Annotated in this window: 10 protein-coding genes and 1 pseudogene; 7 read left to right on the top strand and 4 right to left on the bottom strand. The window is 72.5% G+C overall.

Going from position 1 to position 10,734, the window contains the following annotated elements; genetic code table 11:
- Nucleotides 1–186, top strand: a pseudogene (locus tag AC5P09_RS50070) (MFS transporter); the annotation flags it as partial.
- Nucleotides 187–330: 144 nt separating this feature from the next.
- On the opposite strand, the gene AC5P09_RS50065 reads toward AC5P09_RS50070, so the two are convergent.
- The gene (locus AC5P09_RS50065) at nucleotides 331–1,335 is read right to left on the bottom strand and encodes a LacI family DNA-binding transcriptional regulator (protein ID WP_493880334.1); all 1,005 of its coding nucleotides are present in this window, start codon (nucleotides 1,333–1,335) and stop codon (nucleotides 331–333) included.
- A gap of 109 nt (nucleotides 1,336–1,444) precedes the next feature.
- Here AC5P09_RS50065 and AC5P09_RS50060 point away from each other — a divergent pair, with 109 nt between their 5' ends.
- Together AC5P09_RS50060 and AC5P09_RS50055 are read left to right on the top strand one after the other, a co-directional pair.
- A complete protein-coding gene (locus tag AC5P09_RS50060) occupies nucleotides 1,445–2,608 on the top strand; it encodes a Gfo/Idh/MocA family protein (RefSeq protein WP_493880333.1) in 1,164 nt (387 codons plus the stop codon).
- 121 nt (nucleotides 2,609–2,729) lie between these two features.
- Nucleotides 2,730–3,395, top strand: coding sequence for a hypothetical protein (locus tag AC5P09_RS50055; RefSeq protein ID WP_493880332.1), 666 nt, complete (start codon nucleotides 2,730–2,732; stop codon nucleotides 3,393–3,395).
- A 37-nt stretch (nucleotides 3,396–3,432) separates the two neighbouring features.
- Here the strand turns inward: AC5P09_RS50055 and AC5P09_RS50050 are convergent, their stop codons facing one another.
- Nucleotides 3,433–4,467, bottom strand: coding sequence for a LacI family DNA-binding transcriptional regulator (locus AC5P09_RS50050; protein WP_493880331.1), 1,035 nt, complete (start codon nucleotides 4,465–4,467; stop codon nucleotides 3,433–3,435).
- Between the two features lie 123 nt (nucleotides 4,468–4,590).
- Here AC5P09_RS50050 and AC5P09_RS50045 point away from each other — a divergent pair, with 123 nt between their 5' ends.
- The 4 genes from AC5P09_RS50045 to AC5P09_RS50030 are packed head-to-tail and all read left to right on the top strand — an operon-like array spanning nucleotide 4,591 to nucleotide 8,632.
- A complete protein-coding gene (locus AC5P09_RS50045) occupies nucleotides 4,591–5,757 on the top strand; it encodes a phytanoyl-CoA dioxygenase family protein (RefSeq protein ID WP_493880330.1) in 1,167 nt (388 codons plus the stop codon).
- A gap of 15 nt (nucleotides 5,758–5,772) precedes the next feature.
- The gene (locus tag AC5P09_RS50040; protein WP_493880329.1) at nucleotides 5,773–6,549 is read left to right on the top strand and encodes an SDR family oxidoreductase; all 777 of its coding nucleotides are present in this window, start codon (nucleotides 5,773–5,775) and stop codon (nucleotides 6,547–6,549) included.
- A gap of 59 nt (nucleotides 6,550–6,608) precedes the next feature.
- On the top strand, nucleotides 6,609–7,613 hold the full coding sequence (locus AC5P09_RS50035) for a Gfo/Idh/MocA family protein (protein ID WP_493880328.1): 1,005 nt from the start codon (nucleotides 6,609–6,611) through the stop codon (nucleotides 7,611–7,613).
- On the top strand, nucleotides 7,610–8,632 hold the full coding sequence (locus AC5P09_RS50030; RefSeq protein ID WP_493880327.1) for a Gfo/Idh/MocA family protein: 1,023 nt from the start codon (nucleotides 7,610–7,612) through the stop codon (nucleotides 8,630–8,632). The genes AC5P09_RS50035 and AC5P09_RS50030 overlap by 4 nt, the downstream gene beginning before the upstream one ends.
- Before the next feature lie 64 nt (nucleotides 8,633–8,696).
- Here the strand turns inward: AC5P09_RS50030 and AC5P09_RS50025 are convergent, their stop codons facing one another.
- Together AC5P09_RS50025 and AC5P09_RS50020 are read right to left on the bottom strand one after the other, a co-directional pair.
- A complete protein-coding gene (locus AC5P09_RS50025) occupies nucleotides 8,697–9,725 on the bottom strand; it encodes a Gfo/Idh/MocA family protein (protein ID WP_493880326.1) in 1,029 nt (342 codons plus the stop codon).
- Between the two features lie 11 nt (nucleotides 9,726–9,736).
- Nucleotides 9,737–10,639 carry a sugar phosphate isomerase/epimerase family protein gene (locus AC5P09_RS50020; RefSeq protein ID WP_493880325.1) on the bottom strand — a complete coding sequence of 301 codons (903 nt, stop codon included), beginning with the start codon at nucleotides 10,637–10,639 and terminating at the stop codon, nucleotides 9,737–9,739.
- Nucleotides 10,640–10,734: the final 95 nt, after the last annotated feature.

The raw sequence follows: 10,734 nt of genomic DNA, 5'->3' as shown, positions 1-10,734 counted from the left end.
ACCGACTACGGCGGCTTCCCCCTGCCCTCGGAGAACGGCTTCAAGGTCGTCATGGCCATCGGCGCCGGAGCCGCCCTGCTCGCCCTGCTCTTCGCCACCTTCATCCCTAAGCACCGCGCCCCGCAGCCCGCACCAGCCACGGGCGGCCCCGCCGAGACCGCAGAGGCCGCCGCAGCCAAGGTGTGACCACACCCGCCAGGTCCAGGACGGCCGTCTCCCCCTGCGGGAGGCGGCCGTCCGGCATGCAAGGACCCGATGCGCACCACCCGAAGCACCGCACCCCACAGCCGCACCGGCCACCCACGGCCCCACCGAGGAAGGTGTACGCGATCAGTCTGTGAGCGGCGGGGCCGTGGTGCCGCGGATCTCCAGCGTCGGGGCGGCCAGGTGGAGCCGCCCCGCTCCCCCGGCCGACTCGAAGCGGTCGAGGAGGCAGCGGGCGGCGCGGCGGCCGACCTCGTGGCCGGCGTTGTCGACGGTGGTGAGCCACAGGTGGCGCAGCCGGGAGATGCTCGTGTCGTCGTAGCCGGTGACGGACAGGTCGTGCGGGACGCGCAGGCCCAGTTCCGCGGCCGCCGAGAGCACGCCGACGGCGGTGATGTCGTTGACGGCGACGACCGCGGTCGGCCGCCCTGGCCGGCCGAGCAGTCGTACGGCGGCCCGGAAGCCGCCCTCCTCCGTCATGTCGCCGGTCTCGACGAGTGCCCGGTCGGCGAGGCCGTGGGCGTGCATGGCCGCCTCGAAGCTGCGGCGGCGCAGGTCGCCCACGGCGCCGTAGCCCGCGATGTGCGCGATGCGGCGGTGGCCGAGGCCGATGAGGTGCTCGGTGACCAGCCGGGCGCCCTGCTCGTCGTCGCCGGCGACCACGTCGACGCCGGGCGGGACGGGCTCGCGGGCGCCCGCGACGACGACCGGTATCCGCTCGGCGACGGTGCCGAGCGCGGCCGGGTCGGGCAGGGTGCCGACCACGACCAGGCCGTCGGCCTGGAGGTCCAGGAAGGGCCGGGCGAGGTCCTGGCCGGTGCGGCGGTTGAGGCGGGCGTCGCCCAGCAGCATGTGCAGGCCCTGGTCGTGCAGGAGGGCGTTCAGGCCGTCGAGCAGGTCGATGAACCAGGGGTTGCGCAGGTCGTTGAGGAGGACTCCGACGGTGCGCGTGCGCTGTTCGCTGAGGCTGCGGGCGGCTGCGTTGGGGCGGTAGCCGAGTTCGCGTACGGCCCGCAGTACCGCGTCCCGCTTCTCGGGGCGGACCTGGTCGGAGCCGCGCAGCACGAGGGAGACCAGCGACTTGGAGACGCCGGCCTGCTCGGCCACGTCCCGGATCGTCGGCTGTCTCATGCTCTGGACCGTTCCATGTGACGCGCCGCCTTGTCAAAGGGGTTGACACCTGTCGAAAGCCCGCTCAGGGTGGCTTGGACAGTTCATGGACCGGTCCAAAGAGGGGCTCATGGTGGATACGCTCGGTGTCGCCGTCGTCGGATTCGGCTGGATGGGCCGGGTGCACAGCCAGGCGTACGCCCGCGTCCCGCATCACTACCCGAAGCTGGACCTGCGCCCGGAGCTGGTGACGGTCGCCGACGAGGTGCCGGGGCGGGCCGAGGAGGCCGCCGCTCGGTTCGGGTTCGCCACGGCCGTCCGGGACTGGCGCGAGGTGGTCGCCGACCCGCGGGTGCGGGCCGTGAGCATCACCGCGCCGAACTTCCTGCACCGGGAGATCGGTGTCGCGATGGCCGAGGCCGGCAAGCACGTCTGGATCGAGAAGCCGGTCGGTCTGAGCGTGGCGGACGCCCGGGCGGTCGCCGACGCCGTCGCGAAGGCCGGTGTGCAGGGCACGGTCGGCTTCAACTACCGCAACGCGCCCGCCGTCGAGTCGGCCCGGCGCCTGATCGGCAGCGGCGAGATCGGCACGGTCACGCATGTCCGGGTCCGCCTGTTCAGCGACTACGCGGCCCATCCCGAGGGCGCCTTGACCTGGCGGTACGAGCGGGAGCGGGGCGGCAGCGGAGTGCTGGGCGACCTGGCCTCGCACGGCGTGGACCTGGCCCGGTACTTGCTCGGCGACATCACCTCCCTGACCGCCGACACGGCGGTCTTCGTCCCGGAGCGAGCCCGCCCCACCGGCGCGACGGCCGGTCACAGCCGTGCGTCCGGCGGCGAGCTCGGCCCGGTCGAGAACGAGGACTACGTCAGCTGCCTGCTGCGGTTCGCCTCCGGCGCGCGCGGTGTCCTGGAGGCCTGCCGGGTCTCGGTCGGCGAGCAGAACAACTACGGCTTCGAGGTGCACGGCACCAAGGGCGCGGTGTTCTGGGACTTCCGCCGGATGAACGAACTCGGCGTCAGCCGCGGCGACCGCTACCAGGACCAGCCGGTCAGCACGGTGTACATGGGTCCCGGCGAGGGCGAGTACGAGGCCTTCCAGCCCGGTTCCGCCAACGCCATGGGCTACGACGACCTCAAGGTGATCGAGGCGTACCGCTTCCTGAGCTCGATCGCCGAGGGCACCCCGCACGGGGCCACCCTCGCGGACGCCGTGCAGAGCGCTGCCGCACTGGACGCGATGACACGGTCCGCCGAGAGCGGTGCCTGGGCCGACGTACACCGGGGAGGGTGACCGTAGGACCACCCACGATCCGGTTCTCAGGCCCAGGGACGGCGCGCCCCTGGGACGGCAGGCTTCTGGGTGTCGGCACAACGCCGACGCCGAGTCCGCCCACCGACTCTCGGGGGAACCCATGAACGAGACCTTCGCCAGGCGCCTGACGGGCCTCGCAGGCATCGCCGCCGCGGCCGCACTCATCGTCGAAGTGCCGCTGTACTTCATCTACTCGGGCCCGCCGCCGGACGCCAACGTCCTTAGCCGGCTGCTGATCGGGATCGTCGCGCTCGCGCTCATGGTCGTGTTCGTGACGGCCTTCCGGGAACTGGTCCGGCGAGTGAGCCCCGCCCACGAGTGGGTCGGCTCGATGGCCTCCGCCACCGGACTGGTCTACGCGACGATCACCCTCGTCTCCATGGGCCTCGAGGCGGGCGCGGTCATCGCCGCCGACCGTCCGATCGATCCGACCATCGACGTCAGCGGCACATACGTCCTCTACGGGTCGATCTCCCGCATCATGCTGGCACTGTTCCTCACCGCGTTCGGCTACGCCGTCTCCCGCACCCGACTGCTGCCCCGCTGGACCGGCCGGTCGGCGTACGTCCTCGCGGGGATCAACGTGGCCTTCGTGCCGTCCCTGTTCTTCGGCAACACGCCGGCGGACTTCTACGCGGCGAACGGCTGGGGCACCACCGCGCTGATGGGTGCCGTCCTCAGCTACTGGCTGCTGGCCGTGGGCGTCTCCGTCTACCGCAGCGCCGGACGGGTCGCGCCGACCGGATCACCCGCACTGCACCACTGACGCTCCCCCCAGCAGCGCCCGCCCCAGGCCGCCGGTGTCAGCCGGTCGTCGCCTGGGGCGGCATGTTGTACGGCGTCACCACCTGGATCGCGGACGGCAGCGTGGGCCCGGCGGGCGGCAGGGCGCCGTGGGCGCGCATGACGAGGCGGCAGGCCTCGCGCAGATCCTGGCGCAGGTCGTGGTGGAGGACGGCGGACAGGCGGTGCTCGCGCAGCAGCCGGGTGTTGTCGTGGTCAAGGTCATGGGCAACGAACACCGCGCACTCCCGCCCCGCGTCCTCGAAGGCGCGCAGGGTCGCGATGTTGCCGCCGCCGATCGAGTAGACCGCGCGGATGGCGGGGTCGCGTTCCAGCGCAGCCCGTACGAGGTCGTACTGGGTGGCGTCCAGGCCCTGTCCCTCGGCGATCTCGACCAGGCCGTGCTCCGGGTGGTGGGTGCGCATGGCACTGCGGAAGCCCATCTCGCGCTCCTCCTCGTTGCGGAAGAAGCCGCTGCTGAGGCTGGTGAGCACATGGCCGGGGCGGTCGCCGAGCCACTGGCCCATGAGGTACGCGGCGGTCGCGCCGGCCGCCCGGTTGTCGATGCCGACGTAGCCGAGGCGGGCGGTGGCGGGCAGGTCGGTGACCAGGGTGACGACGGGGATGCCCGCCTCCACGAGCCGGCCGACGGCCGCGGCCGCCTCGGGGACGTCGGGGGCCTTGAGGACCACGCCCTGGGAGCCGCGCCGGGCGATCCGGTCCAGGGTCCGGGCGAGATCCTGGACCGGGCCGGTCTCGCGGAAGTGGAAGCGCGAGCGCACGACCGCCGGGTGCAGGGACGGCAGCTCGGCCTCCAGGGCGGCGCGGACGGCGGTGGAGAACCGTTCCGGTGCCTGCATCACGATGTCGATCATGAAGGTGCGGCCGACCAGGCGGACCTGGGTGCGCTGCCGGTCGAGGTCGGCGATGGCCTGCTGGACCTCCCGGGCGGTGCTCTCGCGCACGCCGCCCCTGCCGTTGAGGACCCGGTCGACGGTGGCCTCGCTCAGGCCCGCCTGACGTGCGATCTCCCGGATCGGGAAGGGATGGCCCACGTGAGGCTCCTTGAAGGGTTTTTGATGGCTCGCTGCCGGTTGTTCGAGGGGTTTGTACTGACAAGAATGACAGCGCCGAGTCGCCCCTGTCACCGAGCCGCTTCCTTGACCGAAAGGACGACGATGTCCTTCACCTCCGTACAACGCCGTGCCTGGCTGTCCGAGCAGGACTGCGACCTCGCCGGTCTGCACGCGCTCGTCGACCGCTCGACGGACCTCGCCGACTACCCGTACGCCGCTTCCGTGGAGCGCAACGTCCTGATCTACGACAGTGCGCGGCTGCGCAAGGCCGAGGACCGGCGTGAGGTGCAGGCCGAGCTGGTCCGCGCGCTCACCGACGGTCCCGGCATCGTGGTCTTCCGGGGCGCCTTCCCGGATCCGGCGGTCGTCGACCGGCTCTCCGCCGTGTTCGACGCGCTGATCGCCGAGCAGCACGCCTCGGGCGCGACGGCCGGCGACCACTTCGCCACGCCCGGCGCCAACGACCGGGTCTGGAACGCCCTGGAGAAGGCGGCCCTGTACGACCCGGAGGCGTTCGCCGACTACTACGCCAACGACCTCCTGGCGCTGGTCTCGGCCGCCTGGCTCGGTCCGGGCTACCAGGTCACCTCGCAGGTCAACGTGGTCAACCCGGGCGGCGCGGCGCAGACCGCGCACCGCGACTACCACCTGGGTTTCCTGTCCAACGAGGTCGCGGCGGCCTACCCCGCGCACGTGCACCGCCTCTCCCCCGTGCTCACCCTCCAGGGCGCGGTCGCGCACTGCGACATGCCGGTCGAGTCCGGGCCGACGCTGTATCTGCCGTACTCGCAGACCTACGAGCCCGGCTATCTGGCGTGGCGACTCCCCCAGTTCCAGGCGTACTTCGACGAGCGGCACATCCAGCTGCCACTGGCCAAGGGCGACGCGGCCTTCTTCAACCCAGCGCTGTTCCACGCCGCCGGCACCAACCGCTCCACGGACATCCGGCGCACGGCCAACCTCCTCCAGGTGTCCTCCGCGTTCGGGCGGGCGATGGAGACGGTGGACCGCGAGGCGGTCGCCAACGCCGTGTTCCCCGTGCTCCTCAGACGCCGGGCCGAGGGCGCGAGCCAGGAGTGGCTGGAGAACGTGATCGCGGCGAGCGCGGAGGGCTACCCCTTCCCCACCAACCTCGACAGCGATCCGCCGGTCGCGGGCCTCGCCCCGCCGTCACAGGCGGACGCGGTACGGCGGGCCCTGCGCGAGACGTGGACGCCCGAGGACCTGCGGGACGAACTGCGAGCCGGCGCCGAGCGCCGCTCAAGCTGAAAGGACCCGAAACCCATGGGACTTCTCGACGACAAGGTCGTCCTGGTCAACGGCGGCAGCCAGGGCGTCGGCGCCGCCATCGCGCGGGCCGCCGTCCGCGAGGGCGCGGTGGTCGCCGTCACCGGCCGCCGCCCGGAACCCGGCGAGGCTCTGGTGGCGGAGCTGGCGTCCGCGGGCGGCAAGGCGATGTTCGTACGGGCCGACCTGGCCGACGCCGAGCAGGCCAAGGCCTCCGTCGCGCAGGTCGTCGCGGCGTACGGCCGGGTCGACTGCCTGGTGAACTCGGCGGGCCTGACCTCGCGGGGCACGCTCCTGGACACCACGCCCGAACTGTTCGACCAGCACATCGCGATCAACCTCAAGGCGCCCTTCTTCGCCATGCAGGCCGCCGTCGCCGACATGGTGGGCCGGGGGGCGCCCGGCACGGTCGTCAACATCATCACGTCCTCGGCGCACGGCGGGCAGCCGTTCCTCGCCCCGTACGTCGCCGCGAAGGCCGGACTGGTCGGCCTGACCCGCAACGCGGCGCACGCCCACCGCTTCGACCGGGTCCGCATCAACGGCCTGAACATCGGCTGGACCGCGACCGAGGGCGAGGACGCGACACAGAAGGCCTTCCACGGCGCCGGCGACGACTGGCGCGAGCAGGCCGCGGCCCGGCTGCCGATGGGCAAGCTGGGCCAGCCGGACGAAATCGCCGACTTCGTGGTCTTCCTGCTGTCGGACCGGTCCGGTGTGGTCACCGGCTCGGTGATCGACTGGGACCAGAACGTGCTCGGCGGTCTCGACTGACCTTCCCCTCCCCGCACCACCTCCGCTCAGGCATCCGCACCCAAGGAGCAGCAATCCCCATGCGCATCGGAATCCTCGGCCTCGGCCGCATCGGCGCCTTCCACGCCGAGACCCTCTCCGGACTCGACGCCGTCGCCTCGCTCGTCGTCGCCGACCCCTTCGCGGACGCCGCCAAAGCCGCCGCCGAGCGGTTCGGCGCCGAGGTCGCGGACTCCCCCGAGGCCGTGCTGGCCGCCGGGGTGGACGGCATCGTCGTCGCGGCGGCGACCGACGCCCACCCCGCGCTGATCCGCGCCGCCGTGGAAGCGGGCGTGCCCGTGTTCTGCGAGAAGCCCGTCGCCCGCACCATGCGGGAGGGCGTCGAGGTGCTGAAGTCCGTCCAGGGCAGCGCCGTGCCGATCCAGATCGGCTACAACCGCCGCTTCGACGCCGGGTTCGTCGCCGCGCGGGCCGCCGTCCAGAGCGGCGAGCTGGGCAAGCTGCACACCGTACGCTCCACCACGCTGGACCCGGCGCCGCCGCCCGCCGCGTACATCGCCGCCTCCGGAGGCATCTTCCGCGACTGCTCGGTGCACGACTTCGACATCATCCGCTGGGTGACCGGCCGCGAGGTGACCGAGGTGTACGCCGTCGGCGGCAACCGGGGCGCCGACTACATCAAGGAGGCGGGCGACGCCGACACCACCGGCGCGATCCTCACCCTGGACGACGGCACGATCGCGGTGGTCTCCAACTCGCGCCACAACGCCCGCGGTTACGACGTCCGCATGGAGATCCACGGCTTCACCGACTCCATCGCCGTGGGCCTGGAGGACAAGCTGCCGCTGCGCTCGGTCGAGCCCGGCGTGACCTTCCCGGCCGGCACCCCCCACGACTTCTTCATGGACCGCTTCACCGAGGCCTACCGCGCCGAACTCACCGCGTTCACCGAGGTCGTGGCCGGCACCCGCACCTCCCCCTGCACGATCGAGGACGCCCTGGAGGCCGGCTGGATCGCCGAGGCGTGCACACTGTCGCTGGGCGAGCACCGTCCCGTGACGATCGAGGAGGTACGGCAGGCATGAGCACACCGGGCCGGGAACCACTGCGCATCGGAGTACTGGGCGCGGCACGCATCACCGAACGCGCCCTCGTCGACCCGGCCCGGGCGACCGGCCACCGTCTCGTCGCGGTGGCCGCCCGCGACCGTTCCCGCGCCGAGGCCTTCGCCGCGGCGCACGGCGTGGAGCGGGTGGCCACCTCGTACGCCGGCCTGATCGCCGACCCCGAGGTCGAGGCCGTCTACAACCCGCTCGCCAACGGCCTGCACGGGCCGTGGAACCTCGCCGCCCTCGCGGCGGGCAAGCACGTCCTGACGGAGAAGCCGTCGGCGAGCAACGCCGAGGAGGCCGCCGAGGTACGGAAGGCGGCGGAGAAAGCCGGGACCGTCTTCATGGAGGGCTTCCACTACCTCTTCCACCCCCTCACCCTCCGCCTGCACGAGATCCTCGCGAGCGGCGAACTCGGTGAACTGCGGCGGGTGGAGACGCTGGTCGCCATCCCCGCGCCGGACGACTCCGACCCGCGCTGGTCGCTGCCCCTGGCCGGCGGCGCCGTGATGGACCTCGGCTGCTACAGCCTGCACGCCGTACGGATGCTCGCGCCCTGGGCGGGCGGTGCCCCGCGACTCGTCTCCGCGCGCGGCGGCGAGCGCGCGGCCGCCCCCGGCGTCGACGAGTGGCTGGACGCCGAGCTGGAGTACCCGGGCGGCGCCACCGCGTCGGCCCGCTGCCACATGGCCTACGACGAGCTGGAGATGAGCTGCCGGATCATCGGCACCCGCGGCGAGGCGAGCGCCCCGAACTTCGTGCTGCCGCACCTCGACGACCGGGTCGTGGTGCGTACCCCGGAGGGCGAGCGGACGGAACGGCTCGGGACGCGGTCGTCGTACACGTACCAGCTGGAGGCGTTCGCGGACCGGGTGCGGGAGGGCACGCCGTTGCCGCTGGACGCGGACGACGCGGTGGCGACGATGACGCTGATCGACGCGTGCTATCGGGCGGCGGGGTTCGAGGTACGGCCCCGGATGACGGCCGGGGGCTGAGGCACGAGGCTGCACGCCCGCCCGCGGAAACGGCGGGCCGGCGTCGCCGCCTCCACGGCTTCGGTCACCGGTACAGCGCGGGCCGCTCCACAAGATCGACCTCCACCCGGCCGCCCTCCTCCAGCGCCCGCACCCCTGCCTCGCACACCGCCGCCGCGGCATAGCCGTCCCAGACGCTCGGGCCGACCACCTCGCCGCGGCGGGTGGCGTCTACCCAGGTCTGGATCTCGCGGTCGTAGGCGTCGGCGAAGCGCACGGTGTAGTCCTGGTCGATGGTGCCGCCCCAGCGGCCGGCCATGTTGGTGACCATGGCGTGACCGTCGCCGACGCGGGCGGTGCCGCGTTCGCAGACCACCTCGGCCTGGACCTGGTAGCCGAAGCCGCAGTTGACGAAGATCTCGACGTCGGAGACCGCTCCGCCGTCCGTCTCGAAGACGACGAACTGCGGGTCCTGGAGGGCGTCCGGCGCGCTCGCGGACGGGGTCGGGCGCCACACGGTGACGGCCGTGATCTCGTGGCCGAGGAGCCAGCGGGTCACGTCCGTCTCGTGCGCCACGGAGTCGCTGATGAGCATGGCGCTGGTGAAACCGGGCGGGCTGGCGACGTTGCGGTGCCGGTTGTGCAGCATGAGCGGGCGGCCCAACTGGCCCGTCCCCAGGAGCGCCTTGAGCCTGACGTACTCGGCGTCGTAGCGCCGCATGAAACCGACCTGGACCAGCCGCCGGCCCAGCGTCCGCTCGGCCTCCAGCACCCGCAGCGCGGAGGCCGCGTCGGGGGTGAGCGGCTTCTCGCACAGCACCGGCAGGCCGCGCTCGAAGGCGGTCAGCAGGGCGGCCTCGTGGGCGGGACCCGGGGAGGCGACCAGGACGGCGTCGACGTCGGCCGCCGCCATCGCGGAGGCCGGGTCGGTGTACGCGGTGCAGCCGTCGACGCGGGCCGCGACGGCCTTGGCGCGCTCCGCGTCGACGTCGACCACGGCGGTCACCCGGGCGCCGCTGGTGACCTGTTGGATACGGCGGACATGATCGGCGCCCATCCGGCCGGTGCCGATGACGGCGACGCGGAGTTCCTCGCTCGTGCCACGGGTGGTCATGGTCGTCCCCTTCAGGCGCCGCAGGACCTCAGGAACTTGCGGGTACGCACGGCGACCGGCAGCGGCTTGTCCGGCTCGCACGGGTACATGTCCTGCTCGACGATCGCGAACAGCTCCACGCCGAGCCGCTGCGCGGCCACCAGGACCGGCTCCAACTCCGGTACGCCGGACGGCGGTTCGCACATCACTCCGCGCTGTACGGCCGGCCCGAACGGCACCCCGTTCTTGACGACGTCGGCGAGGATCTCCGGGTCGACCTGCTTGAGGTGGAGGTAGCCGACGCGTTCGCCGTACGTCTCGATGAGCTTGACGCTGTCGCCGCCGCAGTAGGCGTAGTGCCCCGTGTCCAGGCAGAGGTTGACCAGGTCGGAGTCGGTCGAGTCGAGGAACCTCTCGACGTGGTCCTCGGTGTCGATGTGAGTGTCGGCGTGCGGGTGGACGACGATGTCCAGGCCGTACGTCTCCTTGACCTCGTGGCCCAGCCGCTCCATACCCTTGGTCAGGTGGGCCCACTGCTCGCCGGTCAGCTCCGGCGGCTCCAGGATCTCAGCGGTCTTGTCGTCGCGCCAGAAGGACGGGATGACGACGAGGTGCCGGGCGCCCATCGCCTGGGTGAGCGCGGCGACCTGGCTGACGTGCTCCCAGGTGGCCTCCCAGACGGAGGGGCCGCGGTGCATGCCGGTGAAGACCGTGCCCGCCGAGACCTTGAGGTCGCGCCGGGCGATCTCGTCCGTCAACCGGGCCGGGTCCGTGGGCAGATAGCCGTACGGTCCCAGCTCGATCCAGGAGTAGCCGGCCTCGGCGACCTCGTCCAGGAAGCGTTCCCAGGGCACCTGCGCCGGGTCGTCCGGGAACCACACGCCCCAGGAGTCGGGCGCCGAGCCCACCCGGATACGGTCCAGCGCAGACGCCATGTCAGGACTTCCCTTCGCCGGTGGTCGCGACGGGTGCGGTGAGGTCCTTCTCCTCGGGGAGTTCCTCGACGTCGACGCCGCGGACCTGGGCCAGC

The sequence above is a fragment of the Streptomyces sp. a15 genome, assembly GCF_059026085.1.
The sequence above is the reverse complement of the archived record's forward strand: the minus strand, read 5'-3'. Positions and strand labels throughout refer to the sequence as shown.

What these genes read in the sequence shown, in the direction of transcription:
- AC5P09_RS50065 (WP_493880334.1), bottom strand. Translation starts at nt 1,335, where the DNA reads ATGAGACAGCCGACGATCCGGGACGTGGCCGAGCAGGCCGGCGTCTCC.
- AC5P09_RS50060 (WP_493880333.1), top strand. Translation starts at nt 1,445, where the DNA reads ATGGTGGATACGCTCGGTGTCGCCGTCGTCGGATTCGGCTGGATGGGC.
- AC5P09_RS50055 (WP_493880332.1), top strand. Translation starts at nt 2,730, where the DNA reads ATGAACGAGACCTTCGCCAGGCGCCTGACGGGCCTCGCAGGCATCGCC.
- AC5P09_RS50045 (WP_493880330.1), top strand. Translation starts at nt 4,591, where the DNA reads ATGTCCTTCACCTCCGTACAACGCCGTGCCTGGCTGTCCGAGCAGGAC.
- AC5P09_RS50040 (WP_493880329.1), top strand. Translation starts at nt 5,773, where the DNA reads ATGGGACTTCTCGACGACAAGGTCGTCCTGGTCAACGGCGGCAGCCAG.
- AC5P09_RS50035 (WP_493880328.1), top strand. Translation starts at nt 6,609, where the DNA reads ATGCGCATCGGAATCCTCGGCCTCGGCCGCATCGGCGCCTTCCACGCC.
- AC5P09_RS50030 (WP_493880327.1), top strand. Translation starts at nt 7,610, where the DNA reads ATGAGCACACCGGGCCGGGAACCACTGCGCATCGGAGTACTGGGCGCG.
- AC5P09_RS50025 (WP_493880326.1), bottom strand. Translation starts at nt 9,725, where the DNA reads ATGACCACCCGTGGCACGAGCGAGGAACTCCGCGTCGCCGTCATCGGC.
- AC5P09_RS50020 (WP_493880325.1), bottom strand. Translation starts at nt 10,639, where the DNA reads ATGGCGTCTGCGCTGGACCGTATCCGGGTGGGCTCGGCGCCCGACTCC.